26 protein-coding genes are annotated in these 25,913 nt (G+C 40.4%); 21 read left to right on the top strand and 5 right to left on the bottom strand.

Going from position 1 to position 25,913, the window contains the following annotated elements; genetic code table 11:
• Positions 1-25: 25 nt before the first annotated feature.
• The 13 genes from IGI50_RS04740 (at position 26) to IGI50_RS04800 (ending at position 11,774) form a co-directional block, all read left to right on the top strand.
• The gene (locus IGI50_RS04740; RefSeq protein ID WP_438777566.1) at positions 26-1,861 is read left to right on the top strand and encodes a diol dehydratase reactivase subunit alpha; all 1,836 of its coding nucleotides are present in this window, start codon (positions 26-28) and stop codon (positions 1,859-1,861) included.
• A complete protein-coding gene (locus IGI50_RS04745; RefSeq protein ID WP_218256918.1) occupies positions 1,851-2,228 on the top strand; it encodes a glycerol dehydratase reactivase beta/small subunit family protein in 378 nt (125 codons plus the stop codon). The genes IGI50_RS04740 and IGI50_RS04745 overlap by 11 nt, the downstream gene beginning before the upstream one ends.
• Positions 2,225-2,800: a BMC domain-containing protein gene (locus IGI50_RS04750; RefSeq protein ID WP_438776316.1), complete on the top strand. Its 576-nt coding sequence runs from the start codon at positions 2,225-2,227 to the stop codon at positions 2,798-2,800. The genes IGI50_RS04745 and IGI50_RS04750 overlap by 4 nt, the downstream gene beginning before the upstream one ends.
• Positions 2,801-3,037: 237 nt before the next feature.
• Positions 3,038-3,322 carry a BMC domain-containing protein gene (locus tag IGI50_RS04755; RefSeq protein WP_010746538.1) on the top strand — a complete coding sequence of 95 codons (285 nt, stop codon included), beginning with the start codon at positions 3,038-3,040 and terminating at the stop codon, positions 3,320-3,322.
• The gene (gene pduL, locus IGI50_RS04760; RefSeq protein ID WP_438776317.1) at positions 3,315-3,947 is read left to right on the top strand and encodes a phosphate propanoyltransferase; all 633 of its coding nucleotides are present in this window, start codon (positions 3,315-3,317) and stop codon (positions 3,945-3,947) included. Before IGI50_RS04755 ends, pduL begins: the two co-directional genes overlap by 8 nt.
• 15 nt (positions 3,948-3,962) lie before the next feature.
• Positions 3,963-4,808 carry an ethanolamine utilization protein EutJ gene (gene eutJ / locus IGI50_RS04765; protein ID WP_438776318.1) on the top strand — a complete coding sequence of 282 codons (846 nt, stop codon included), beginning with the start codon at positions 3,963-3,965 and terminating at the stop codon, positions 4,806-4,808.
• Positions 4,809-4,864: 56 nt separating this feature from the next.
• On the top strand, positions 4,865-5,371 hold the full coding sequence (gene pduM / locus IGI50_RS04770) for a PduM family microcompartment protein (protein WP_010746535.1): 507 nt from the start codon (positions 4,865-4,867) through the stop codon (positions 5,369-5,371).
• Positions 5,372-5,458: 87 nt separating this feature from the next.
• Positions 5,459-5,722, top strand: coding sequence for a EutN/CcmL family microcompartment protein (locus tag IGI50_RS04775; protein ID WP_010746534.1), 264 nt, complete (start codon positions 5,459-5,461; stop codon positions 5,720-5,722).
• 17 nt (positions 5,723-5,739) lie between these two features.
• Positions 5,740-6,741 (top strand): cob(I)yrinic acid a,c-diamide adenosyltransferase, encoded by a 1,002-nt coding sequence (locus IGI50_RS04780; RefSeq protein ID WP_438776319.1) that lies wholly within the window; start codon positions 5,740-5,742, stop codon positions 6,739-6,741.
• Positions 6,734-8,119 carry an aldehyde dehydrogenase family protein gene (locus IGI50_RS04785; protein WP_438776320.1) on the top strand — a complete coding sequence of 462 codons (1,386 nt, stop codon included), beginning with the start codon at positions 6,734-6,736 and terminating at the stop codon, positions 8,117-8,119. The genes IGI50_RS04780 and IGI50_RS04785 overlap by 8 nt, the downstream gene beginning before the upstream one ends.
• A 15-nt stretch (positions 8,120-8,134) precedes the next feature.
• Positions 8,135-9,253, top strand: a complete 1,119-nt coding sequence (locus IGI50_RS04790) for a 1-propanol dehydrogenase PduQ (protein WP_218256924.1) — start codon at positions 8,135-8,137, stop codon at positions 9,251-9,253.
• A gap of 543 nt (positions 9,254-9,796) precedes the next feature.
• A complete protein-coding gene (locus IGI50_RS04795) occupies positions 9,797-10,513 on the top strand; it encodes an MIP/aquaporin family protein (RefSeq protein ID WP_218256925.1) in 717 nt (238 codons plus the stop codon).
• Between the two features lie 76 nt (positions 10,514-10,589).
• Positions 10,590-11,774, top strand: a complete 1,185-nt coding sequence (locus IGI50_RS04800; protein WP_438776321.1) for an acetate/propionate family kinase — start codon at positions 10,590-10,592, stop codon at positions 11,772-11,774.
• 57 nt (positions 11,775-11,831) lie between these two features.
• Here the strand turns inward: IGI50_RS04800 and IGI50_RS04805 are convergent, their stop codons facing one another.
• From IGI50_RS04805 to IGI50_RS04825, 5 genes are all read right to left on the bottom strand, one after another.
• Positions 11,832-12,389: a BMC domain-containing protein gene (locus IGI50_RS04805; RefSeq protein WP_218256927.1), complete on the bottom strand. Its 558-nt coding sequence runs from the start codon at positions 12,387-12,389 to the stop codon at positions 11,832-11,834.
• Entirely contained in the window at positions 12,389-13,735 is a 1,347-nt protein-coding gene (locus tag IGI50_RS04810) for a 4Fe-4S dicluster domain-containing protein (RefSeq protein WP_438776322.1), read from the bottom strand. The genes IGI50_RS04805 and IGI50_RS04810 overlap by 1 nt, the downstream gene beginning before the upstream one ends.
• Positions 13,736-13,752: 17 nt before the next feature.
• Positions 13,753-14,967: a phosphotransferase gene (locus IGI50_RS04815; protein ID WP_438776323.1), complete on the bottom strand. Its 1,215-nt coding sequence runs from the start codon at positions 14,965-14,967 to the stop codon at positions 13,753-13,755.
• Positions 14,968-15,176: 209 nt separating this feature from the next.
• On the bottom strand, positions 15,177-15,653 hold the full coding sequence (locus IGI50_RS04820; protein WP_438776324.1) for an MGMT family protein: 477 nt from the start codon (positions 15,651-15,653) through the stop codon (positions 15,177-15,179).
• Between the two features lie 98 nt (positions 15,654-15,751).
• A complete protein-coding gene (locus IGI50_RS04825; protein ID WP_438776325.1) occupies positions 15,752-16,279 on the bottom strand; it encodes a CDP-alcohol phosphatidyltransferase family protein in 528 nt (175 codons plus the stop codon).
• A 124-nt stretch (positions 16,280-16,403) separates the two neighbouring features.
• Between IGI50_RS04825 and IGI50_RS04830 the strand changes: the two genes are divergently transcribed.
• The 8 genes from IGI50_RS04830 (at position 16,404) to IGI50_RS04865 (ending at position 25,868) form a co-directional block, all read left to right on the top strand.
• Entirely contained in the window at positions 16,404-16,970 is a 567-nt protein-coding gene (locus tag IGI50_RS04830) for an NAD(P)H-dependent oxidoreductase (RefSeq protein WP_438776326.1), read from the top strand.
• Between the two features lie 423 nt (positions 16,971-17,393).
• Positions 17,394-18,245 carry a DUF368 domain-containing protein gene (locus IGI50_RS04835; RefSeq protein ID WP_218256933.1) on the top strand — a complete coding sequence of 284 codons (852 nt, stop codon included), beginning with the start codon at positions 17,394-17,396 and terminating at the stop codon, positions 18,243-18,245.
• Between the two features lie 318 nt (positions 18,246-18,563).
• A complete protein-coding gene (gene proS / locus IGI50_RS04840; RefSeq protein WP_010746520.1) occupies positions 18,564-20,003 on the top strand; it encodes a proline--tRNA ligase in 1,440 nt (479 codons plus the stop codon).
• A gap of 741 nt (positions 20,004-20,744) precedes the next feature.
• Positions 20,745-21,221: a GNAT family N-acetyltransferase gene (locus IGI50_RS04845; RefSeq protein ID WP_438776327.1), complete on the top strand. Its 477-nt coding sequence runs from the start codon at positions 20,745-20,747 to the stop codon at positions 21,219-21,221.
• 275 nt (positions 21,222-21,496) lie between these two features.
• The gene (locus tag IGI50_RS04850; protein ID WP_438776328.1) at positions 21,497-22,882 is read left to right on the top strand and encodes a sensor histidine kinase; all 1,386 of its coding nucleotides are present in this window, start codon (positions 21,497-21,499) and stop codon (positions 22,880-22,882) included.
• Complete coding sequence (locus tag IGI50_RS04855; protein ID WP_438776329.1) at positions 22,872-23,927, top strand: hypothetical protein; 1,056 nt, start codon at positions 22,872-22,874, stop codon at positions 23,925-23,927. The genes IGI50_RS04850 and IGI50_RS04855 overlap by 11 nt, the downstream gene beginning before the upstream one ends.
• Positions 23,928-24,418: 491 nt before the next feature.
• Positions 24,419-25,099 (top strand): response regulator transcription factor, encoded by a 681-nt coding sequence (locus IGI50_RS04860; RefSeq protein WP_438776330.1) that lies wholly within the window; start codon positions 24,419-24,421, stop codon positions 25,097-25,099.
• 73 nt (positions 25,100-25,172) lie between these two features.
• The gene (locus IGI50_RS04865; RefSeq protein WP_438776331.1) at positions 25,173-25,868 is read left to right on the top strand and encodes a WxL domain-containing protein; all 696 of its coding nucleotides are present in this window, start codon (positions 25,173-25,175) and stop codon (positions 25,866-25,868) included.
• Positions 25,869-25,913 lie beyond the last annotated feature (45 nt).

The following is a 25,913-nucleotide window of genomic DNA, read 5'->3' on the forward strand; positions in this document are numbered from 1 at the left end:
AATTCAGGAAGAGGAGCAATGAATGATGAAACGTGTAATTGGGATTGATATTGGAAATTCCTCAACTGAAGTCGCTTTAGTTGAAGTCGATGACCATCAGCATGTCCGATTCCTAGAATCAGCAATTGCGGATACGACCGGAATAAAAGGAACGAAGAAGAATCTATTTGGTATCTACAAAGCGATTAATGAGGCTTGTTCAAAAAATCGCCTTAAGGTTGAAGACATTGATCTGATCAGGATCAATGAAGCAACGCCCGTTATCGGGGATGTGGCGATGGAAACCATCACAGAAACCATTATTACTGAATCAACAATGATTGGACACAATCCGAAAACACCTGGTGGTTTAGGACTGGGTGTAGGAACAACGCTTCGGTTTGATGAGCTTGAAAAAGCAGGTAAAAAAGAGATCCCTTATATTTTAATCATTGATAAATCATTTGATTTTGATGATGTGGCTAAAAAAATCAATCAGTTAGTCGCGAATGGTTATCGGATTACTGCTGCGATCATGCAATCCGATGATGGTGTTTTGGTAAACAATCGTCTAACACATAAAATTCCAATAGTCGATGAAGTTTCCTATATTGATAAAGTACCAGTAAACATGCTGGCTGCGGTTGAAGTAGCGGAAACAGGCCGCGGGGTTTCTCAATTATCAAATCCTTATGGAATTGCGACGGTTTTTGATCTTGATTCGGAGGCAACCAAAAATATTGTCCCTGTTGCAAGAGCCTTAATTGGCAATCGTTCTGCGGTGGTGATCAAAACGCCAAAGGGTGATGTAAAAGCACGAACAATACCTGCTGGTAAAATCGAGATCACTGGAGGAAATCGTCGTAGTACTGTAGGAATTTCGGCGGGTGCTGAAAAAATCATGGAAGCTGTATCGGCCTTTGAAGTGATCGATAACGTTACTGGAGAATCTGGAACGAATGTTGGTGGTATGCTGGAAAAAGTTCGCTTAACAATGGCTGAGTTGACGGATCGACCAGTCAATCAAATCTTTATTCAAGACTTATTGGCGGTGGATACCTTTGTGCCGATTAGTGTCAAAGGTGGTTTAGCCGGTGAGTTTTCAATGGAACAGGCGGTTGGGATTGCCTCAATGGTCAAGTCTGATCACTTGCAGATGTCCAAAATTGCTGATGAAATTCAACAGGACTTAGGTATTAAAGTTGAAATTGGTGGAGCGGAGGCCGAAGCGGCGATCTTAGGAGCATTGACCACACCGGGAACTTCTGCACCTTTAGCGATATTAGATTTAGGCGCGGGTTCGACAGACGCATCGATTATCAAAAAGGACGAAACAATTGTGGCGACTCATTTGGCAGGTGCAGGAGATATGGTAACGATGCTGATTCAATCGGAATTAGGTTTAGAGGATGTTTATTTAGCTGAGGACATCAAGAAGTACCCTTTAGCAAAAGTGGAAAATATTTTCTACATCCGTCATGAAGATGGCTCTGTTCAATTCTTTGATGAGCCTTTGGATCCAGCTTTGTTTGCCAAAGTGGTGGTGGTAACACCTGATGGGTATGTACCAATACCAGGAGACGATTCCATCGAGAAAATTCGATTGGTTCGACAAACAGCGAAGGAACGTGTTTTTGTAACCAATGCCCTGCGCGCCCTACGACGGGTTAGTCCGACGGGAAGTATTCGAGATATTCCGTTTGTCGTAATCGTTGGCGGTTCTGCTCTGGATTTTGAAATACCTCAGATCGTTACCAATGCACTGTCTCATTATGGATTGGTTGCGGGTCGAGGAAATATCCGACAAATCGAAGGACCGCGGAATGCGGTAGCTACAGGCTTAATTCTTTCCTATCTAAGGGAGGGATTCGATGGAGCTTGATTTAAATGTTCGTCCAGTTGTATTGATCTATATTTCTAAAAATGTGTCAACGGAGGATATTCAATACATTCTTTATGGCTTGGAAGAAGAAAAAATTCCTTTTTCGATTGAGCAAAGAGATTTTTCGACAGCGACAGAGGCTGCTTATGTCGCGGCGAACACTTCTTCTTTAAATGTTGGAATCGGCTACGTAAATAATGAAGCAGCTCTGCACTATAAAAATTTGGCACCAGAAACTCCTTATCAATCGATTCAACGAGTTGTAACTTGTCCGCCGATGATTTTGAAAAGGTTTGGCGGGAATGCGGCACGTTTAGTAAAGGGTGTGCCATTCAAATCAATTGATCCTATGGAGGTGAAATTATGAAACAAGCAATTGGCTTAGTCGAGGTGAAGGGTCTTGCTAGTGCTATCGAAGTATCAGATACGATGGTTAAGGTCGCAAATGTTGAACTTTTAGGCGTTGAAAAGGCTAAAGGGTTCGGCTGGATGACAGTCAAGGTTGCTGGTGACGTTGGCGCTGTGAAGGCAGCGGTTGATGCTGGTAAAGCAAAAGCAGTCGCCAACAATGTGTATTTGTCAGCACTGGTTATTCCTCGCCCAGCCAATAATTTAGAAAAATTCTTCTTTGCGAAGGAGAAAAAAGCCTCAGATTTACCTGCGGAAAGATCGGATAAAACGCCAATGGTTAACGAACCTGTAGTAGAAGAAGCGAAAAAAGTTTCAGAAGAACCGAAGTCAGAAGAGGAACCAGTAGTGGCGGAACCGATTAAAGAAACGACAGACAAAAAAGAGGCGGTAAAAGAAGAACCAATTAAGGAAGAGCCAATCAAACAAGATCCGGTTAAAAAAGAAAAACCAATCAAGGAAGAACCGAAGAAGAAAAAGAATCCTCCTAAAGGATCAAAGAAATCTTCGGAGTCCAAAAAGAAGAAATAGCGCCAGAAAGTAGAGCTCTAGAAATAGGATTAATTTTTACATTAGGAAAAATTAGTTCATTGAGATGAAATAGGATGGCAGTTCCACTTTTAGCAGTTAGATTCAAAAGAGATCAATCTGAAAGAAACTGTTAATTAAGAACAAAAAAGTATAGTGGAATGGTATACGGCTTGAAAATAGGATTAATTTTTACGTTAGGAAAAATTAGTTCTCTGAGATGAAATAGGAGGAATAGACATGAATGATGCATTAGGAATGATTGAAACAAAGGGGCTTGTCGGAGCTGTAGAGGCAGCAGATGCGATGGTCAAAGCGGCGAATGTAACCTTAGTCGGGACTGAGAAAATTGGTTCTGGATTAGTTACTGTGATGGTTCGTGGAGATGTTGGTGCAGTAAAAGCGGCAGTGGACGCAGGAAGTGCGGCTGCTGATAAAGTGGGGGAAGTGGTTTCCGTTCACGTAATCCCAAGACCGCATCGTGATGTTGACGAAATTTTGGTCCCTAAAGTAGGCAATGAATAATTACAGTGTCGAGGAAATCAGAAAAATTGTTCGTGAAGTGTTATTGGAGATGCAAGCAGAAACATTTCCAATTGGCATCTCTAACCGACACATACATTTAACGGAAGAACATTTCAATATTCTATTTCCGAATGAAACGATAGAACCTCTAAAACCTTTGAAACAACCAGGTGAATTTGCGTCGAAACAGACAGTATCCTTAGTAGGAGCAAAAGGAGAAATTAAAAAGGTTCGAATTTTAGGACCGTTACGCAAAAGATCTCAGGTAGAAATTTCAAAAACGGATGCACGAAATTTGGGTCTTCAGCCACCGATTCGTTTGTCTGGGAATTTAGACGATGCAGTGGAAGTCATGATTCGCAGTGGGGCGGCAGAACTGACAATTCCTGCGGCAATCATAGCGAAACGCCATATCCATCTTAATTTTCAGGACTTAGAACGCTTGAAATTGAAGGAGGGACAGCTTGTCTCAGTAGAGATTTTCGAAGGGACACGGAGAACGATCTTTCACGATGTAGAGTTGCGACCGGGAAAAAATTTTGTTTTAGAGATGCATGTAGATACAGATGAAGCCAACGCTGCGGATATTCAGCCAAATACAAGAGGACGGATTATCAAGGAATAATCCAGAGGAGGAAGTATGGAATCAATCGAAAAAGCCAATCAATTATTAACTTCTTTTCATGAACTTGTGAACACCAAACAAGCGCAGGCATTTAATCCTGAAGATGGTTATAAAGTTGGAGTCGATTTAGGTACTTCCTCCATTGTATTAGTTGTTTTAGATGGAAAGAGTCAGCCGGTTTTCGGTGCCTTCGAGTATGCAAACGTTATCCGAGATGGATTAGTCGTTGATTATCAACAATCAGTCCAAATTGTGAATCGTTTGCGTATTCAAGCAGAGGAAATACTTGGTTTTTCGTTGAAAGCAGCATCAGGCGCTATTCCGCCGGGAACGGTGGGAAACAACAAACGAGTAGTGGCAAATGTCATTGAAAGTGCCAATATGCTGGCGGATCAATTAGTCGACGAGCCTACAGCAGCTGCTCTAGTTTTAGGTGTAACTGAAGGTGCGGTAGTAGATGTCGGTGGTGGAACGACCGGTATCAGTATTTTTGAACAGGGACAGCCAATCATCGTCGAGGATGAACCCACTGGTGGGACACATATGACGTTGGTCATTGCTGGAAATAATAAAATATCAATTGAAGAGGCTGAACTGCTTAAGCGAGATCCAGCACGTGATCGAGAGAATTTTATTATTTGCCGTCCAGTGATCCAACGAATGGCGAATATTACTGCCAATGTCCTGCGAAAGCATCCAACAGAACCGATTTATGTTGTTGGTGGCGCCTCGTATCTATCTGAGTTTGAAAAAGAATTCTCAACGTATTTGAAACAAGAGGTATACAAACCGAAATATCCTCAATTTGTAACACCAATTGGAATTGCGATGTCATCTAAGCCAATCATGGATTTGATGTAAAGCGAGATCCAATGGAAACAGTCACTATATTAGCAATAAGAACTGGGAGTAAGAATATGGACGAGTTAATTAAGCGTATTATTTCAATTATCAATGAACGAGAGCAAAATACCTTAGTTCTTTCTTGTCGTACACCTTCCCCTGTTAGCCAAGGAATTAGAAGCTTTCTATATAACAAGCATATTCATTTGACCGAGGTAGATATCCTATTTTTAGAGCGGTTCATAAAAAAAGACGAACAAGATCCACTGGTGAAATGGCTGTATCAAAGTTATAGCTATGATTGTCGTCTGACCTTTGAACTTGCTTTCTCAAACACAGATTTGATTCCCAATGAATTATTCAACGAATGCAGTGTTCGGCTGCTTAATAATCAAGGAAAACAATACTTTCTATTACCAAAAAGGGTCATTACTTACCAACAAGTAGCGATGCTGACGCAGCAGGATATTCTACTCATTGCATCCAATCAGCTCATTACAGATTTGGCGAGGGATCGATTGCGGGAAAGAAAAGTCGTTGTTGAAGAAAGGATGTCCGTTCTACTTTTCGCAGGAATTTAAAGGAAACTAGCCGAACGTGAAAATGGATTTGTATGATAAATGCACGAAAAGTAACCCATCCTTAATTAGAGAAAGGAGTTCAACCCTATGCTGATGGCAAAAGTAATTGGAAGTGTCGTTTCAACTCAAAAGGATGCCTCATTAGTTGGAAAAAAATTGATGATCATTCAACCGATTAACTCTGAGCAACAGGATATTCGCTTCCAGCAGGTGGCGGCGGATACAGTAGGGGCTGGTATTGGAGATTATGTTTTATTAACTAGTGGCTCTTCTGCCAGAAAACTGTTTTCGACTCCTTCAGATGCTGTTGATTATGCAATTGTTGGAATTATTGACACGTTTGATTTTTAGGGAGCTGAGGAAAGTATATGGCGATTTATACAAAAACGGGAGATAAAGGAACAACAAGCCTTTTTGATGGAACAAGAGTAAAAAAATCAGATCTGCGTGTCGATACCTACGGAACATTTGATGAATGTTGCGCCCAAGTCAGTGTAGCTCAGAAACTGGCGAGGGATTCAGAAACGATTCAGCATTTAGAATGGGTCCAACAAAAGATTTTCCAATTGAATGCGGAAATCGCGACACAAAAAGATTTCACGAAATTGGAAGAAAAAAGCACATTGATTGGATCAAAAGACATTCATCAAATGGAAGAATGGATCGATCAGTACACTAAACGATTGCCTGAATTGCATCAGTTTATTTTGCCGGGGCAAACCCATTCAGGCGCTCAGCTGCATGTAGCTCGTGCAGTTTGTCGCCGGGGTGAACGTTTATTGACGGACTTATCTGAAGCAACAGATATACGCGAGGATCTTCGAAAATTTGTAAATCGACTATCAGATTGTCTTTATATTTTTGCTCGAATGGAAGATCAAAAGGAGAGCGAACAAAAGTTAATCAATGAGATTCTTCGCCGCTATCTCGAAAAAACGGGTGTACCACTACAGAAAAGCCCATTAACGATGTATCAAGAAATATTCCGTGCTTGTGAAGCACAGGCTGAAAAAATGTCTCTACCTGTTTCGATGGCATTAGTTGAAAAAAATGGCAAGCTTGTAAGCTTTTATCAAATGCCAGGCGCTCTGCTGGTCAGTGAATCAATGGCCCAGAAAAAAGCATATTCTGCTGTTGCCATGAAAATGCACACGCATGAATTAGCGAAGCTAGTCCAACCGGACGGCGCCCTTTACCAATTAGAAACGCTGACTGATGGACAAGTCGTTACTTTTGGCGGAGGATTTGTAATTAAAGATGTTTCTGGGAAAGTCATTGGTGGCTTGGGTATCAGTGGTGGCGCCGTAGAGGAAGATATGGCGATTGGTCAAAAAGGTTTAGAGAAGTTGAAGGAGATTGGCTATGCATGAAGAAGAAATAAAGGAACTCATTAAAAAAATTCTTCAAGAAGCTCAAGCAACTACCTCTCCAGCGAAGGAATATGGTGTTTTTGAGACCGTTGAAGAAGCCATTCATGCGGCAAAGTTTGCCCAAGAATGCTACGAGAATCAAACTTTAGAAACAAGAAGAAAAGTCATTGCCGCGATACGTTGCGGCATGCAGCCGCACATTGAAAAAATTGCTCGCGATACGCTAGAAGAAACAGGTATGGGGCGTTACGAAGACAAGCTACAGAAGCTGCAGCTGGCGATAGATAAAACACCGGGGGTCGAGGATTTACGTACAGAGGCATTGACCGGTGACAATGGGATGACCTTGTATGAACTATCTCCTTATGGTGTAGTGGGAGCGGTTACGCCAAGTACTAATCCGGCTGAAACGGTTATTTGTAACGCCATTGGCATGCTGGCAGCTGGGAACGCTGTATACTTTAGTGTTCATCCAGGAGCGAAGAAAATTTCGAGTTGGGTCGTAAGTAAAATGAATGAATTGGTTTACGAAGCTTGTGGTATCCAGAATCTGATCGTAACAATTGCCGAGCCTTCAATTGATGCAGCACAGGAAATGATGATACATCCGGATGTGCCATTGTTAGCTATTACTGGCGGACCAGGTGTGGTTCGACAAGCTCTGAAAAGCGGGAAGAAGGTTATCGCGGCAGGGGAAGGAAATCCGCCTTCACTTGTGGATGAGACGGCAAATGTCGAAAAAGCTGCGAAGGATATTGTAATCGGTGCATCGTTTGATAACAACATTCTTTGTACGGCTGAAAAAAGCGTCGTTGTCGTAGAACAAGTAGCGGATTACTTGATCCTTCAGATGGAAAAGCAAGGAGCCTATTTGGTACAAGACGATGCGGTTATTCAAAAAATGATGGATATGACCATTATGGAGAACGGTGCACCTAGTCGGAAATTTATTGGTAAAGATGCCAATTATATTTTAGCCGAGGCGGGTGTCAACGTAGACTTTGAGGTACGGGTGATCATTTTACGGACAGATAAAATTCATCCTTTTGTTGTGAAGGAAATGCTGATGCCGATTTTACCGATTGTTACAGTGAAGGATTTTGATGAAGGGTTAGCAACAGCTCTGCAGATTGAGAATCGCCGGCATCATACCGCGACCATGCATTCACAAAATGTTGGTCGAATGAATATCGCAGCGAAGAAGTTTCAAACGTCGATCTTTGTTAAGAACGGCTCCTCTTTCGCCGGCTTAGGTTTTGGCGGAGAAGGCCCAGCCACCTTTACCATTGCCACGCCAACAGGAGAATGTACGACCTCGGCGCGGGATTTTGCTAGAAAACGCCGTTGTGTGCTGACTGATGGGTTTTCAATTCGCTAGAGGGGAGGTTTTTGTTTGAAAAAATGGTCCATGAAACCAGAAATCTATTCTGGTTTTGCCAGTCTGGAACGACTGCAGCAATTTGAAAAAGAAAACCTCTGCTTCGTGTGTGATCCCTATTTAGCGGAGTCCGATAGCTTAAAAAGAATTTTAGGTTATGTGAAGCGGACAAATACGGTGGAAATTTATTCTGATATTATCCCCGATCCGCCAATTGAAACGGTAATAGACGGGATCGAAAAGATGACAAAACACCAACCGACCGTGGTTATCGCAGTTGGCGGAGGCTCAGCCATTGATACGGCTAAGGCGATGCTGTTCTTCTATAAGCGAACAACAGGCAATAAAGTAAAGCGGTTTGTCGCTATTCCAACGACTAGCGGTACCGGATCGGAAGTCACAAGCGCATCTGTGATTACGGATACACAAAACAAAATTAAATACCCGATTTTTCATGAAGCGATCATTCCACATGAGGCAATCTTAGACGCAAGCCTAGTCATGTCTAGCCCGCCATCGGTGACAGCGTTCAGCGGGCTGGATGTTTTAACTCATGCAATGGAATCGTTAGCTTCAGTAAATCGAACAAATTATACCAATGCTTTGGCAGAAAAGGCGACAGAGTTGGTTTTCCAATATTTACCAACTTGTGTGAACCAAGGAATGGAGCTAGATGCCCGAATTCAAATGCATGAGGCTTCTACCTTGGCAGGCTTGGCTTTTGATGCGGCAGGTCTGGGTGTCTGTCATGCGATTGCCCATCAGGTGGGCGCGAATTTTAAAGTCCCTCATGGGCTAGCAAATTCTATGCTGCTTCCCTATGTAATAGAAGCAAATAGCAAGAATAAAGAAACTCGAAGAAATTACGCAAGAATTTCACGTAAATTGAGCATCTGTCCGCCAAGTTTGCCAGATCATTTGGCTGTTTCAAACCTCTCTCAAGCGGTTCAACAACTAGCGATCGAATGCAAGGCCCCGATTAAATTGAACAGCTTTGGGATTCAAGAAGAGACAGCTTTGCAAGCGGAGGATACGATTGCGAATAACGCATTGAATGACACGACATTCAAGACCAATCCGGTTCAGTTTTCAGCAGAAGAAATCAAAGAGATCTATCGTAAAATCATTAAGTAGCAATGACAAACGGCATGAACATCAGACTTATTTTTCTGAACAGAAAAATGAATACATTGAAAAGAATAAGGATGTCAGTTCCTCTTTTTGCAGTTTGCTTGAGTAAAAAAGAAATAATGAAACTACAACTAGCTAAAGATCGAACAGTATAGAGGAATGATATACGGCATGAACATCAGACTTATTTTTCTGAATAGAAAAATAAATACATTAAAAAGAATAAGGATGTCAGTTCCTCTTTTTGCAGTTTGCTTGAGAAAAAAAGGAAATAATGAACTAGAACTAGCTAAAGATCGAACAGTATAGAGGAATGATATACGGCATGAACATCAGACTTATTTTTCTGAACAGAAAAATAAATACATTAAAAAGAATAAGGATGTCAGTTCCTCTTTTTGCAGTTTGCTTGAGAAAAAAAGGAAATAATGAACTAGAACTAGCTAAAGATCGAACAGTATAGAGGAATGATATACGGCATGAACATCAGACTTATTTTTCTGAATAGAAAAATAAATACATTAAAAAGAATAAGGAGGTCTCATAATGAATAGTCCAGTATTTGGTGAATTTTTTGGTACGATTGTTCTGATCCTATTTGGGTCGGGGGTTGGTTGTTCTGTCAATTTGAAAGGTACTTTAGCAAAAGGTGTTGGTGCTAGTTGGCTATACATCGCGGTAGGCTGGGGTGTGGCGGTTATGCTAGGTGTGCTTAGTAGCGGATACTTCGGTTCACCTGGTCACTTGAATCCAGCGGTTACTATTGGATTTGCTGTAGCAGGTTCTTTTGAATGGGGACAGGTAGCGCCATTTATTTTGGCACAGGTTGCTGGAGCCTTTGTAGGTGCCTTGATTGCTGCCATTCATTTCTGGCCGCATTTCCAACAGACAACAGTGGAAGAAGGCAATAGTGTTGGTATTTTTGCTACAGGACCAGCCATTCCAAGCACAGCATTAAATTTAGTTAGTGAAATCATTGCAACTTGTTTCTTCGTTTTAGCGATTCAATTAATGCCAGCTGACATTCCTCCTGGATTACAGCCGCTGATGCTTGTATTTGTTCTGATTGGTATTGGGTTGTCATTAGGTTCGACCACCGGTTATGCCATTAACCCTTGTCGAGACTTCGGTCCACGGTTGATGTATGCAGTAATGCCAATTCCAAATAAAGGAGATGCGAATTGGGGTTATGCTTGGATTCCGATTGTCGGTCCAATCATCGGTGCTTGTATCGCGACCTTATTAGTAAAAGGTTTAGGATAAAAATTATTGCTGTGAATTCGGTATCTTATCATTTTATGACGAGATACCGAATTTATTATCAGCAGAGGAGGAAAAGATGGCGAATAAAATTATGTCTATCAATGCCGGCAGTTCCTCGTTAAAATTTCAATTATTTGAGATGCCTGAGGAAGAGCTGTTAGTAAAGGGATTATTTGAACGAATAGGTTTAGAGGATCAAATGATTTTCTCCTATTCAATGAAAGAGGAAAAAGTAAAGACGACGGTTGAGGGGAGGACCCATGAAGCAGCCATCAATTTTCTTTTGCGCTTTTTGTTAGAGAGAAAGATTTTAACTAGTTTAGACGAACTTTCTGCCGTGGGACATCGCGTGGCTCATGGCGGTGAGGAGTTTAAGACATCGAGTCTGGTTGACCAAAATGCCCTGATAAAAATCAAAGATTTAGGCAAGTTGGCTCCTTTGCATAATCCGGTAAACGTCGTGGGAATCGAAGCGCTAAAAAAAGAGTTGCCTAATTGTCCTCAAGTCGCTGTTTTTGATACGTCCTTTCATCAGACGATGGCACCAAAAAATTATATCTATCCATTGCCCTATCGTTTTTATGAAGAGGATAATGTGCGTCGCTATGGTTTCCATGGGACGAGCCATCAATTTGTGGCTTCAGAGGCAGCCAGCTATTTAGGAAAACCTTTGGAATCGCTGAAGATCATTTCCTGTCATTTGGGGAATGGAGCGAGTATCTGTGGGATCAAGGAAGGAAAATCCGTGATTACGTCTATGGGCTTTACACCATTAGCTGGCTTAATGATGGGGACGCGCTGTGGCGATATTGATCCGTCTATTATTCCATTTTTACAAAATGAGAAGAATCTTTCAGCCAGTGATATGGACCAGCTGATGAATGGTGAATCAGGATTTAAAGGAGTAACGGGGTTCAGCAGTGATACACGGGATATTATCAGTGAAGCTGAGAAGGGCAACGAGAAGGCAGAGCTTGCACTGGATATGTTTGCAGGACGTGTGAAGCAGACAATTGGTGCTTATACTGCGGAGCTCGATGGTGTGGATGTGTTGATTTTTACTGCGGGAATAGGTGAGAATTCTTCTGTTATTCGTGAGATGATCTGCGAGAATCTAACCTTCTTTGGTGTTCAGATCGATCAGGAGCTAAATCAGCAGAATAATAAAAAAATCAGTTCAGCGACTTCTTCTGTAGAGGTATTGGTCGTGGAAACGAACGAGGAGCTGATGATTGTCAGAGATACGTTCGAATTGATTTAAATAGAGTGTATGAGCTCAGAAAAATGCCATGGATTCGAAAAAATCCATGGCATCTTTTTATTGGATCAGACTGTCAATCAATTCTGGATGAGGATTGGATAAGACGATCTTGTTGATAAGCATCGCCTGATCGCGAGCGCCGTTTGCACCAGCTTCAACCGCGGCTTTCACGGCTGCGACGTCCCCTGTCAAAACAACGAAGGATTTGCCGGCGATGCCTGTACCTAACTGAATCGCAATCAGTTCAACGTCGGCAGCCTTAACTGCGAAATCGGCTGCGATAATTGAGCCGGTGGCTGAATAATATTCTAATACTCCCACTGCTCGAATGTTTTCTGGTACTTTGGCCATGTTAATGGCTTGGATCACGGAACTGTTGATTCGTGGGATGACCAATTCACCAACGACGTAGCGTCCTCCAAGTTCAACGCCTACTTCCATAGAGCGCTCAATGGCTGCGACTTGCCCGCAGATCATGATGTAGTATTTTCCAGGACAACTTGCTCGCGCCATGATTAATTTCGCGTCAGCGGCTTTCAGCATGTAGTCCACGACCTCAATTCCTTTGGCGATACTATTTAGTTCTAAAAATCCGATCGTATCCATTAATTTCATTAGTTGTCCCTTCTTTCAATTGTAATACCGGTATCTATAGCAGTCACTGTACCATCAATACTTGCATGAATAGCTGCACCTAATGCTTTTTCAGGTTTTCTGCCAATCATCTCGCCAGCTTTGACTTGATCGCCCACCTGAACAGTCGGCTCACAAGGTGCGCCGATATGCATCTTCAGCGGAATAGTCACGCGAATCGTTTCATACTTTGCTAATTCTTCGACTGTTAAATCAACGTATTGCTTCAGTCCGTCCTTCAATAAAATTTTAACTGGAGAGACCTGCTGAAACTCCCGCATGATAGAAGGGGAAAGGGGCTGTTCGGTTTTCTGATACCGAATGCCTTTTTCTGCTAAACGCTGCTTTACATACTTATTGACTTGCCGTGGCAACAGCCCCATTGGACAGGCAATTGTCTCGCAAATCCCGCATTCGCAGCAAAGGAGCGCTTCCTTCCAGATCGGGTCGTCATCAATATCCTCAGGAATCTCTGTAATGGTTAAATGACGCATTACCCGATGAGGATGAATGGGGTGCCCAATCTGATATCGAGGACAAAGCTCTGTACATAACCGGCATTGAATACAGGAGGAACGGGCTTTATTGATCATCTGAGGGATATCTTTTTCTAGCAATTCGTAGATAAAGTCCCGTTTCTCCATAATAATGATGCCAGAGGTTGTCTTCGTTACTACTTGATGGGAGAAATCCTCCTTTGTACCGGTTTTCCCCATCATCGGTCCGCCGTTGATAAATAAAAAATCGTCGATCGTCGCACCGCCTGCCAAAGCCAAACAATCTTCAAAAGAGGTGCCAATTGGAACCTCTAGGATTTGGGGTTCGCTGACTGCTCCAGTGATCGTCAATAACTTATGTGTGACATTTTTTCCTTGCTGGGCATGAAAAACATTCAGCATAGTGGAAATATTGGAGATGACACAGCCGACTTCAATTGGAATGCCTCCCGGAGGTACGGTTCGACCAGTGACTTCAAAAACCATAATCTGTTCGTCACCAGCAGGATAGAAATTGTTCATTTTGAAGATAGAAATTGGTGCATTGTGTGCGTGTATCGCCTGTTCTAGCGCGTTGATTTCTTTTGTGTAGTGACCTTTTGTGGCGATCACGAGATGCTCTGCCTCTAATAATTTTCCTACCGCTACAATGGCTTGAATACATTCTTCCGCATAATGATTCATGACATAATGATCGGTCTTTAGAAGCGGCTCGCATTCCGCCGCGTTGATAATAAAATACTCCGCTTTTGTATTGTATTTCGCAGCAGTAGGAAAACCAGCTCCGCCGCAGCCGACAATACCCGCATCCGTAATTTGTTCCAATAGCATACTCGTACCTCATTTCTTCAAGTTAAAATAAGAGCGTTTTCATTTTTTGGAATTAATTTTTGTAAAAAGTCTTTTTGTGTTGATTGAATCAAGTCGCAAACAACTTCAGTAGATCTTAAGTGTTGACGGTGAGCCAGGAGCGTTTGTGCTAACATCATCGACAGACCTTTTGCTAGAAAGATTTCTTTGGGTTTGGCTAAGCAGTCAAAATCTGGAAATTCACCTAAGTTTGCGATACGGTTGATATTCGCTATCGCTAAATACCCTAAAGAATCTTGAAAGATTTTTATGATTCGTGCTTGTTTACTACGTTTTGCATGACTTGAAAAATAATCAAAATAAGTTTTGTAAGCATCTTTGATGACCTGCAGCAGATAGGTACACATAGACGTGTCACCCCGTATGCTGAAAGCCGCATACTGTGAAAGGATATTCGCCAAGAAATAGCCGATGTCATAGGAAAAAGGGCCAGTCATGGTATATTCCATATCAATCACTTTAAAGGAATTCTGGGAAACAAAAACATTGGACGAATGGAAATCCCCATGGATCAGACAGTCATCTTGACTGGTGATACGTTCAATCAATGTCTGCCAGTCACTTCGTATGGTCTTATCCGCCAAAATAGTATCTAGAATTGCCAGTAGTGCTTCTTGATCGGGCGTTTTCTTTGTCTCAGTTCTAGGCGGCGGCTTCAAAATGAAATCCGTAATAATCAGTCGCATATCGGTATTTTGAAAGTAATTTTTTAACGCGTGCCAATAGTCGGTGGACAGTTTCATTTTCGAGGTTGCTAAATGCGTCCGTGCTAGATATTCTCCCACCTGTTTGCCTAATCGTGGAAACTGATCGCCTCGACAAAGAGCAAAACGCAATACGCTCAGATAAGAGAGGTCTTCCATAATGAAGAGGTGCTCAGTTGGATCGGCATAATAGGTTTCAGGAACCATTTGAGGCGCTAAGCCGGCACGCAGCTGATACGTCATGTATTCCAAGTAATTTCGTTTCGGATCGATTGGCGCCAAAGAGATGCCACTAGAGATGGTCTCTTTTGAATGCTTGACAATGTAGGTTTGCTTTCCTTGTTTAAGGGTGTAAAGATAATTCAAATAACCATCAACGTATTTGTCTTTTTCGTTGCAAAGAGCGGTCACGATGAGGGGACTGGTTTGATTAAAAAGAGAGGTCCGTTGAAGCAGATATTTCGGTAATGTCGACTCACTAATCTCCATCGTTTTCCTCCTGTTCAAAAGGGATCATAAAGCTTATAAGAATCCTATCCTACCAACCATTTTATCGAAATCTAGAAGGAAAATATATAATAAAAATATGCACTTTAAGGATGTTTGTGAAAAAGCTTATCCCCGCTAGGATCAGAAAAAATACCGGAAAAAAGTGAGCAAAAAAATACAATAAAAAACCGTTCTCGTAAAGAAAACGGTTATAGGTCATACATTACTTCTTCGTAATTTTCTACATAATAGCGAAAGTTTTTCCTTCCTCGACGAACGACTGAATGTCCTTCAGCCTCAAGCTTTTCTATCTGTGCCTCTACACCGCCAGGAAATTTCGGATTGATTTCTCCCTTATTTTTAAGTGTGCGCCAATAAGGGGTCAAGTCGGTCTCCCGCTGCTCGCTAGCCCATGCAGCAATTGAGATAAAGGCTCCGGCAGTAATTGGTTCAGTAAAATCTCCACCATTTTGTTTTGCCAAATAGTCTCTGATCGCACCAGTGGTGATGATCTTACCATAAGGGATTCTCTTCATAAGCGCATCATAATCTAAAGGGGGTGCGAAGTACATTTTTGTCCCACCATACCGTTTGATCGTTGCTTCATCGGTAATGATCTGCATTTTCGGCATTCCTTTATCCTCATTCATCATTGCATTGAAATCCTTTTGATCCTCATTAGCCATGAGGGCCACCTCCTACTATCTTATAATCATGTCGTCATTACGCGCGCAATTCCTATTACTAGTTTACCTAGTATAAAAATAGGGTGCAATGAGACAGTTTATTTTTTTTGAAAAAAAGTTGGCACATTTTTGTCTAATTTTTTGGTAGTCGCAACAATAAAAAGTTCTTCAATCGAGGACAGGCTGCCGCAGGTCAAGAGAATCAATCCAAAGGGTGTGATGGGAAGGAGAATTAATAGAATGGGAGATAAAAAAAGCAGCAGGCCGGTCAATTTATTTAGATAGGTATGCAAACTGGCGAATTGGTGAAAACGGAAGAAACCAATGACGTATGTCAGACAGCGAATGAGGACAATGACACCAGCTCCCCACAGTAAAAAAGACGGTAATTGGACCGTAAAGACGATTTTAAAGACAACAACGAGAAAAAAGATCAAGTCAGCAATACTATCTAAAAGCGTTCCAAAGCGGCTGGTCCAGTTCATTTTTCGTGCAATCCAGCCGTCTAAGATATCAGTCATTCCTGCAAAAAAATAAAGGGAAAAGAAAAAATAATCAGGAGCAATCAGTATGAAGAATGAAGCCAAAATACGAAAAATTGTTAATATGTTCGGAATATAATTCATGGGCCAGCTCCTTCTTTGAATATAACTTAACTTTAGCATGTTCTTAGCGGGTTTGAAATCAAATTGACATCTAAATGAAATGAATTTGTGCTATTTTGATAAAAAGGGTAATGAGGAGGGTAAAATGACTACAACATTGATTATCGATCATCCGTGGAAGGGCAGCTTTAATCATGGGATTCTGAATCATTTGATCACAGGGTTGGAACAAGATCAAAAGATTTTTCAGGTCATTGATCTAAACAAAGATGGCTTTGATCCAGTTATGAAGGAAGAAGAATTGGCTGTGTATCAAAGTGGGTCGGTCTTAGATCCTTTGGTCCTTCACTACATGAATTTGCTGCGGGAGACGTCACAGTTGGTACTGATCTTTCCGATCTGGTGGTATAGCTCACCGGCAAGTTTAAAGGGCTTTCTTGACAAAGTATTATTAAATGAATTCGCTTTTTTCGATGGCGGCAACGGGATTCAGCCGTTATTGTCAATTGATTCGGTGGTTGTTTTCACGACCTCTGATCAACCAACAGAAGGGCTGGAAAAGCGTTGTACACGCAGCTACAAGCATCAGTTGACCACTACTTTAGAAGATATTGGGATGCGGAATATTTCTTGGTATCATTTGGGTTCTGTCAAAAATTTAACAGAGGAAGAGCGGCAAGCGTATCTTGAATCTGTCTATAGCAAAATTTAAAGATTCAAGACCCCGCCTTTTTCGGGGGGCCTTGAATTTTTTTCTTTTCAAATTCATGTCGACCGATTGGTAAGAATGAGTGCGTTATTTGCTGATCCGGCCGTGATGAACTTGCCTGTATTGTCTTCTTTTTTAAAAGCACGTTTTTCAGCTGATTTATCCACTTTTTCTTATCATCTATAAAAACATAGTGTTAAGGGATTCAAGTTTGATTCTCTCAGCTTGATAAAATCTCAAACTTTTTATAAGTTTTTGCGAGAAGCTTCTTGTGGGGTCTTGCACCGGCATCTTTTTATCGGTACACTGGCTAAGATGCGATAAAAGCGACTTGCTTAAGTTGAATCATAGGGCAATAAAAGAAGGGTTCTTTTTCGCCTTTTGAAAGAGGATTTTTAGAGACGAATTAGGAGGATTTATTTTTTTATGGAAAACGAGAAAGTGACACAGCCGAATAAGAGCGACTGGTTTTTACGCTTCATCAAAGGAATGTTCATCGGCTCTGGATTTATTTTACCGGGAGTCAGCGGTGGTGCTTTAGCGGCTGTATTTGGGATTTATGAACGAATTATTTCATTTTTGGCTCACATCACGAAAAACTTTAAAGAGAATGTCTTATTTTTTATTCCAGTAGGATTAGGTGGATTAGCGGGAGTATTTGTCTTATCTTTTGCAGTCAGCTTCTTACTAGGCGAATTTGAGACAATTATGCTGTGGTTTTTTGTTGGTTGTATTATCGGAACGGTTCCCGCATTATGGAAAGAAGCTGGAAAGAAAGGCCGAGATACCAAAGACTATGTCATTATTGCGGTTAGTTTCGTCGTAGGCTTTTTGTTCCTGTGGAAAGGCTCAAGCCTTTTCGGAACAGTGGATCAAAACTTTTTCACGTGGATGATTGCAGGTGCGTTGATCGGGTTGGGTCTGATCGTTCCTGGCTTGAGTCCTTCAAACTTTCTGGTCTATATGGGGATGTATAAAGCAATGGCCGATGGCTTTAAGACTGTGGACATGGGGGTAATTATCCCTATTGGAATTGGCGGTTTAGTCACAGTGTTAAGCTTATCGAAAGTCATGGATTGGGTATTTAGTCATTTTTATGCGCCAATGTATCATTTTATTTTAGGAATTGTTTTTGCATCGACGGTCATGATTGTGCCGACCGATTATAGTGGCATTGGCTTCCTTGGTTTCCTTGGTTGCGCGGTTCTATGTCTATTAGGTGCTGCTTTAGGATGGTGGATGAGTCGCCTAGAAGAACGTTATGTTCCAGAAGATTAAAAAAAAATTTGACATTTGGGCTTGCATTTTTGATGAGAAGTCTTTAATATGGTGTTAAGCATTTGGAATAGTAATAAATTTTATCGGCAGCAGAGAGTTGATTCACCGTCTGAAAGATCAACACGCCCTCTGGGATTTATGAACCTACCAAAGTTGATTGTTGTGAAAGCAGCACGCGTCTCTAGCGTTATTAGAGCTGAAAGTTGGGTCAACAAGGTTTGACCAAGCAAGGTGGTACCGCGAAATTATCCGTTTCGTCCTTACAATATGTAGGGATGGAGCGGTTTTTTTATTTTTATTTTCTAGGAGGATGCATGAATGACAAACTTACAAAAAGAAGATTTTTCAAAATGGTATTTACAAACAATTCAAAAAGCTGACTTGATGGATTATTCACCTGTTCGTGGCTGTATTATCTTTAAAGCCGATGGTTGGGAACTATGGGAACATATTCAAGAGGACTTCAATAAATGGTTGAAATCTCAAGATATCCGTAACGTTTACTTCCCAATGCTGATTCCTAAGCATTTCCTAGAAAAAGAAGAAGAGCACGTTGAAGGGTTTGCGCCAGAATTACCTTGGCTGACAAAAGTCGGTGACGAAGAATTAGAGGAACCATACGCATTACGTCCGACTTCGGAAACATTGATCGGAGATGCCTTCTCTAAATGGATCAATTCTTACCGTGATCTACCTTATGAAATCAACCAATGGGCAAATGTTTTCCGTTGGGAGAAAAAGACAATGCCGTTTTTACGTACTTCTGAATTCTTATGGCAAGAAGGACATACGGCTCATGAGTCTGAAAAAGATGCACGCGAACGTACAATGAGCGCATTAGAAGCCTACGCGACATTGATCGAGGACACTTTAGCGATCCCAGTTTATCGTGGACAAAAAACACCGTCAGAACGCTTTGCCGGTGCCGTGGATACTTATTCTGTAGAGGCAATGATGCGTGACGGGAAAGCCGTCCAAGCAGGAACGTCTCATTACCTAGGTCAGAACTTTGCGGAAGCCTTTGATATCAAATTCTTAAACCGCAACAACGAACATGAATTTGTTTATACGACTTCATGGGGAATTTCTACTCGTTTGCTTGGATCATTGATCATGGTTCATGGGGACGAACAGGGGTTAGTGTTGCCACCAAAGGTTGCACCAACACAAGTTATTTTGATTCCAGTTGGGCCTTGGCAAAAGAACCCAGCAATTCTAGATCGTTTGACAGAATTGAAAGCATCTCTAGCGGAAAAAGATATCCGTGTACGGATTGATACCACTGATAATACGCCAGGCTATAAGTTCAATGAGTGGGAACTAAAAGGGGCGCCATTACGAGTGGAATTCGGACCGCGTGATTTAGAAAATAATCAAGCAGTAATTAAAATGCGTGATCTAGATGACAAAGAATCTGTATCATTAGACGGCATTGAAGACTATATTACTGAGCAACTGGATGTTATGCAAAAACGTTTATTCGAAAGCGCGCAAAAACGCTATGAAGCGAATGAACATACTGATATTGATACATTAGATGATTTGAAGGCACATATCGAAAAATCTAAGGAAGCTGGCGAAGTTCCAGGATTTGTCTTAATCGGTTGGGATGGTACTGAAGAAACAGAAGCTAAAATCAAAGAAGAAACTGGCTTCACTACTAGAAATATTCCATTTAATCCACCTGTTGAAAAAACAGTCGACATCGTTAGTGGAAAGCCTGCGAAACACACTGTTTGGATCGCACGCGCTTATTAATCTATATGGATGATAGTAGCTTTTACAGGATTATTCCTGTCTAAGTAATATTATCCATGCCCGGCTTCATGAAGCCTTTGTTACTTGAGGAAGTCCGCTACAGAATCACTTTTATATAAATGAGTTTTTGCAATTACTGTTTAATCAATCAGCCACCAGTAAGCAGGACGGTCGGGAATTTAGTTTCCCAAAAGGTTGATCTGTGCGGTTATATTCTTAGAGCCAGCAACAATCAAAGACATTTGATTGTTGCTGGCTTGTTTTGTCAGTTTTTCTTCCTGCTTTAGCAGGTTAGAAAAATGATATGCGAAGCGAAAATAGAGTGATTTTTCTGATCTTTGGAAAAATCATTTCGTTAGTAGGAGTTAGCTGCGAGTCCAACTTTTTGCAGTTTAATTAGATTCGAAAACAATTTTGGTTATCAGCTAGGATAAGTTGCGAGCTATTTAGTTGGATCGTATGCGTACGAAAATAACCTCATTTTTCGTTTTTTGAAAAATGAATTCTTTACTAATGAAGTAGCTGTCAGTTTTTCTTCCTGCTTTAGCAGGTTAGAAAAATGATATGCGAAGCGAAAATAGAGTGATTTTTCTGGTCTTTGGAAAAATCATTTCGTTAGTAGGAGTTAGCTGCGAGTTATTTAAGGTATAATCATTATTAAGCACTTCAAAAAAAGTTGAATAGAGAGGATTAACAAATCGTATAGGCACGTAGTTAAAAGAATAAGTAGCAGGAGGTAGTATGGACTATTTAATTCGAGAGTTAAAAGAATCAGAATATCCTGTGTTGGAAGAATTTTTATACCAAGCGATTTTTCAAAGAGATGAGAAAAACCCGATTCCAAGAAGTGAGCTAACTAAACCGAGTATCAATATTTACATTCGTGATTTTGGTAAGGATGAGGATGATTTCTGCTTATGCGCAGAAGTCGATCATAAAATTGTTGGGGCAGTTTGGGTTAGAAACATTCAAGGATTTGGGTCGATCGATGATCAGACCCCTGAATTCTCAATCTCACTTTATTCGGACTATCGTGGGAAGGGTATCGGTACAGCGATGATGCGAGCGATGCTTCAAAAATTGAAAGAAAAAGGATATGCAAAAGCTTCCTTAGCTGTTCAGAAGGACAATTATGCTTTGAGAATGTATACTGCTGTTGGTTTTGAGATCGTTGATGAAAATGAAGAAGAATATATCATGGTATGTTCGTTAAATTAAGCTTCTAAATCAAAAAACATAACGGGCAAATCCCTCGAAAGAGCACTCATTTTTTTGTTGAGTGCTTTTTTGACGTTCAACTTTAAAAAATGAACGAATTATGATCCTTGACAATTAGACTGAAAAAATATCTAAAGAAAGTTAGTTACAGGTTTTAATTCCAGCATAATGCGAATGATTTTTATCAAATGACAAAGAATCACTATCCAAAATTTATTTTTCATAATATATTTAATGTATTACAATAAAAATATAATGAAAAATGGAGAGTTTGAATGAAACGAAATAATCTATTCAACAAACGACTCTTGGTGGTATCCGTTATCATTTATCTCATTTTTGCTTGTGTCATCGTGCAAAGTGTTTATGTTTTTCGAAATTTTTATCGCCATGAAGAAAATGTCTATATAGAAGAGATCCAAGAAGATATCCATGCGGCTTTGAAAAAAGATACCTGGGAAAATGAATTGGATAAATTAGTTGAGGATACGGCGATTGAGTTTGTTTTGCGAGATGAAGCGGGGAATCGATTGTATTCCACCATTGATTTGGCAAATGATGCCCAAATTAAAGGGGTGGTCAATGATAATGCGAAGTTCTTGGAATCTTTTGAACAAACAAAAATTGGGGAGCAAAAAGGTTCTCTTTGGTACGTGATTTATCAGGTTCCCTTTGTAAATGTGGTCCAAAACTTCATCTTCAAATTCAATATACTGATCCTCGCGGTATATGTGGCGTTGGTGCTCATTATTATCTGGCTGCAAAGGAAACTTCTGACCCCCTTATATCAAATCTCTACTTCCCTTGATCGGGCGGAACGCAATGAGCTTGATGAGAAGTTTTTTGCTACTGCAGACGATCAGTTGAATGAACGGCTGAATAATTTCTTCTTGAAGCAGAAGCAAACCTTGAATATGGTTTACGGAAAGAATACAAATCTTGAAATTGAGTTAGCTTTAGAGCGAGAACACTTGGAGAATACGATCAATCTTTCAAAGGCAATGGTTCATGATTTGAAGGGGCCTTTGCATAATCAGCTGCTAGAAAGTGAAATGAAGTTGATGCGTACAGAGCAAGAGGAAAAGAGGCAGTTTTTAGAAAAAGAAATCGAAGTCTATAATGAACTGCTACTTGAAATTAATGAAATCCTGCATCTATTGCGAGAAAATATGTATCAACTCGATGCTGGCATCGAACAGTTTGACTTAGTCGATATGGTGCGGACCTCGCAGTTCTATCAAATGAATGAATTGAAGCATAAGAAACTAAGCTTCTTCTTTGATGGCCCTGAAAAAGCAATGATCTATCAAAATAAAGTTGCTATGCGCCTGTTGCTGCACAATATCAGCTCAAACATGGTTCATTATGCGCTAGAAAATTCAGAGTTAGAAATTACGCTTGAATTAAGGGACAGTGAGGCTCATATCACCTTTAAAAATGTGGCCCAGACTCATCATCTGCAAAATATTTTAGAAAGTAATAAATCTCCTTTCTTCATTCCAAAAGAGACACAGGATTATTCTTACAGCAGCGGAAATGGTATTTACTTAATTAAGGATCTTGCAAAGTTTTTACATGGGTCCTGTGATTATCAGATTGAAGAAAATTATGTGGTGACTCGGTTAATCATCCCCAACGAGGAGCAGCAGCATGAAGATTAGGAAATGGGTTTGGTATATGTTGTTGCTTTCAGCATTAGTTCCTGTGAACGCTTTTGCTGAAGAGGAGGGTGAAACGGCGCTTTGTTCAGGTACTTATTTTCCGATTTTGACATACACGAAGCAAAAGAAACAAGTGGAAGTCCCTTTGAAGGTGACTCTCACTTCTGAAAATGGACAGACGGATGAAAAAAAGCAGGTCGGCATCGATGGACGAGATTTTGAATATGAAAAAAAGGTCAATTTACGGGGATTGGACAAGGAAAAGCTTGCAGAAATGGCAGAGGTCCGTTTTTGGTCCTTGGAGGATGGGAAAACACTAGCCATAGATGAGTTCAAAATAGAGACGCTGGATAATGTAGAGAGTCAAATCACCTTTTACAATTTTGAGAAGAACGTTAAAAAATCCGTTCGAGCGTATAAAAGCGGAGATGAAATCCATGGAAATAAGAAGTACTCACAAGTAAAGCTGCAAAAGTATAAGAACATCAAAGGAGATGTGAAGGAAAGACCTTGGAGTATCGAACATCGAACGATGCTTACCTACATCATTTTCTTTTTAACAGTGAGTCCAGTCATTTTAGTGATCGCATTGATTATCTTTGTTTATATTCAAACAGAGCAGCTAGATAAAATCGCACGAAAAAAGAAGATTAAGCGTCAACTGTTATGGCTGCTTTTTCCGGCACTTTTTTCTTTTAGCGGTGAAGCTTCAGCAATTGATGTAGAGCTCCATGCAATAACCCTTATTCAAGAAAAAGCAGAAGTATTGGCGAAAGAAGAGGCGTTGGATAACTATCTCATTGAAAAATCTGGTATCAAAAAGCAATTGAGCTCAAAAGAAGCAGCTACTGCCAAGGTCGACAGTAAAGAGCTAACGGATCAATTGAATCAGCCGAGAGAACAAGTGGTTCAGGTCTATTATTCAAGAAGCTTGAAGGTAGGAGATTACGAGAATCATATTGTGCCTGCGATTGTTCTTTACTCAGCAGTTATTGCTCTCCCCTTCATTTATTTTTTCAATAGATGGATCAAAACGAATCAATAAGAAACATTCAAATAAGCTGTGAATCTTCGCGTTTTAGACGAGAGGCTTCGCAACTTATTTTTTTGCAAAGGAACATATTAAAAATTATAAGTTAATTTTCGATTATCATTTTCTGTTTTTTTAAATTATGAGTAAATAACGTTTGTGATTCCCGAAAAAACAATTATATGATTCGTTGTTTTTACTCTAAAATAATTGAATTTAAAAATGAATTTTAAGTAATAATTAGTTAGAAAGGCTATATGTTTCTTTAAATACACAAAAAACACACAAATCACACAATTTTAACTGTAAATATAATAAAAATATTTAATAAAGTTTTGAAAAAGTATTTAAGTTTTGCTAAGATTATAATTAAGGAAACAGGTAATTTTCAGAACATAAAAATTAATTTAAGGTTAAATGGTTTAAAAGTATGTTATATAAAGACGGAAATTAATAGTCGCTGACAAGCTTTGTTTAAATCATGCATTCAACTGGAGGTATATAAATTGGGTAAGCGAATTATGTTAGTAGAAGATGATGTACGGTACGCCGCAAAATTAGTCGAGGCGTTAGAGGAAGTCGGCTATGAGGTCACGTTCATGGAAACACCCATCAGAGCGGTTGCTGAGTTTACGAAAAAGAAATACGACTTGATTATTTCTGATTTTTGTATGGATGAAATGGACGGGGTAAAGTTATTAGCCATTCTCAAAGAGATCAACCCGAGTGTCCACTGTATCATTTTGACCGCCTTTCCAGAGGAAGAAGTAGAGCTGGAGGCCATAACGATTAACGTGGACCATTACTTAAGCAAGGATAAGAGCCTGACCGTCATGATCAAGTACGTCCAGCATCTTCTAAAAAAAGAACTAAATGCAAAAGAAGAGAATATCTACGGTCTCACCTCTGCCATTGAACGAATTTCCATTGATACACAAAGCCGTATTGTCGAAAAAGAAAATCAAGTGGTGTCGTTGACGAAAAAGGAATACGATTTGCTGGTTCTTTTCTTGAAAAATAAAGGAACAGCACTAAGTCGTGAAGAGATTGCGGAACAGCTTTGGAGTAATGATATTGAAAATATTGATCTGCGAGTAATTGACGGACATATCAAGCGCTTGAGATCGAAGCTGTCGCTTTTTAGTATCTCGTCTATTCGTGGATACGGATATAAGTGGAGCGAGTAAAGAAGTTTCTAATTAACGGAATTAAGGCGTATTGCTTTTATTCAAATATATTTTATTTATTGGAGGAATAATGATGAAAATGAAAAGAACATTGGTTACTGCTTTAACAGTAACGACATTAGCTGCAATTGGTGCAGGGACTGCGTATGCTGCAGATGTGGATCAAGCAGATACAGAAGTAGGAATTGGATTTGTGGATGCCCATATTCCAGGAGAAAATGACGGCGACCTGCAATTACGCTGGGTTCCTAAAAAATTAGACTTTGGTAAATATAATGATGTCAATGGAAAATACACTGAATTCGAAGAAGTAAGTACGAATAGCTATTACGTTGTTGTTCGAGACACTCGTAAAGACGATCAAACTGGATCAGTGATAGATACAAACACTTGGAAAGTCAATGCAAAATTAGGCGTGATCACAAATGCGAATGACACTTCTAAAAAATTAACAAAAGCTCAATTATTCTTTGATTCTCAAGCACATGGATATGAGGGAGAAGACGATCCAAATACGGTTGCTTCGACGATCAAATCGGCAGCTGCGCATGCAACAAGTAAAGGAAGTACAACACCAACAGTTACAGCGAAAACACAATTAGAAGCTGGCGGAGCGACGAAAGAATTGATGCGTCAAACTGATCAAAAAGCCTCTGCTGATTGGGCAGCTTCATTAGAAAACATCAAGTTAGGTGTGGGCGGACATCAAGGAGAAAAAGGTCTGTCATACTCAGGAACACTTACTTGGACTTTAGACGACACATTATAGTCGGGGCGAGGATAGTGAAAGCTATCCTTGACTCATTTTAAATTG

The organism is Enterococcus sp. DIV0170 (assembly GCF_051710765.1).
Taxonomy (GTDB): Bacteria; Bacillota; Bacilli; order Lactobacillales; family Enterococcaceae; genus Enterococcus_A; species Enterococcus_A raffinosus.

Coding starts and splice junctions, on each gene's coding strand:
- IGI50_RS04845 (WP_438776327.1), top strand. CDS start 20,745: ATGGACTATTTAATTCGAGAGTTAAAAGAATCAGAATATCCTGTGTTG.
- IGI50_RS04855 (WP_438776329.1), top strand. CDS start 22,872: ATGAAGATTAGGAAATGGGTTTGGTATATGTTGTTGCTTTCAGCATTA.
- IGI50_RS04820 (WP_438776324.1), bottom strand. CDS start 15,653: ATGGCTAATGAGGATCAAAAGGATTTCAATGCAATGATGAATGAGGAT.
- IGI50_RS04795 (WP_218256925.1), top strand. CDS start 9,797: ATGAATAGTCCAGTATTTGGTGAATTTTTTGGTACGATTGTTCTGATC.
- pduM (WP_010746535.1), top strand. CDS start 4,865: ATGGACGAGTTAATTAAGCGTATTATTTCAATTATCAATGAACGAGAG.
- IGI50_RS04740 (WP_438777566.1), top strand. CDS start 26: ATGAAACGTGTAATTGGGATTGATATTGGAAATTCCTCAACTGAAGTC.
- IGI50_RS04835 (WP_218256933.1), top strand. CDS start 17,394: ATGGAAAACGAGAAAGTGACACAGCCGAATAAGAGCGACTGGTTTTTA.
- IGI50_RS04850 (WP_438776328.1), top strand. CDS start 21,497: ATGAAACGAAATAATCTATTCAACAAACGACTCTTGGTGGTATCCGTT.
- IGI50_RS04865 (WP_438776331.1), top strand. CDS start 25,173: ATGAAAATGAAAAGAACATTGGTTACTGCTTTAACAGTAACGACATTA.
- IGI50_RS04810 (WP_438776322.1), bottom strand. CDS start 13,735: ATGCTATTGGAACAAATTACGGATGCGGGTATTGTCGGCTGCGGCGGA.
- pduL (WP_438776317.1), top strand. CDS start 3,315: ATGAATAATTACAGTGTCGAGGAAATCAGAAAAATTGTTCGTGAAGTG.
- IGI50_RS04750 (WP_438776316.1), top strand. CDS start 2,225: ATGAAACAAGCAATTGGCTTAGTCGAGGTGAAGGGTCTTGCTAGTGCT.
- IGI50_RS04745 (WP_218256918.1), top strand. CDS start 1,851: ATGGAGCTTGATTTAAATGTTCGTCCAGTTGTATTGATCTATATTTCT.
- IGI50_RS04785 (WP_438776320.1), top strand. CDS start 6,734: ATGCATGAAGAAGAAATAAAGGAACTCATTAAAAAAATTCTTCAAGAA.
- IGI50_RS04775 (WP_010746534.1), top strand. CDS start 5,459: ATGCTGATGGCAAAAGTAATTGGAAGTGTCGTTTCAACTCAAAAGGAT.
- IGI50_RS04800 (WP_438776321.1), top strand. CDS start 10,590: ATGGCGAATAAAATTATGTCTATCAATGCCGGCAGTTCCTCGTTAAAA.
- eutJ (WP_438776318.1), top strand. CDS start 3,963: ATGGAATCAATCGAAAAAGCCAATCAATTATTAACTTCTTTTCATGAA.
- IGI50_RS04825 (WP_438776325.1), bottom strand. CDS start 16,279: ATGAATTATATTCCGAACATATTAACAATTTTTCGTATTTTGGCTTCA.
- proS (WP_010746520.1), top strand. CDS start 18,564: ATGACAAACTTACAAAAAGAAGATTTTTCAAAATGGTATTTACAAACA.
- IGI50_RS04815 (WP_438776323.1), bottom strand. CDS start 14,967: ATGGAGATTAGTGAGTCGACATTACCGAAATATCTGCTTCAACGGACC.
- IGI50_RS04830 (WP_438776326.1), top strand. CDS start 16,404: ATGACTACAACATTGATTATCGATCATCCGTGGAAGGGCAGCTTTAAT.
- IGI50_RS04805 (WP_218256927.1), bottom strand. CDS start 12,389: ATGAAATTAATGGATACGATCGGATTTTTAGAACTAAATAGTATCGCC.
- IGI50_RS04780 (WP_438776319.1), top strand. CDS start 5,740: ATGGCGATTTATACAAAAACGGGAGATAAAGGAACAACAAGCCTTTTT.
- IGI50_RS04755 (WP_010746538.1), top strand. CDS start 3,038: ATGAATGATGCATTAGGAATGATTGAAACAAAGGGGCTTGTCGGAGCT.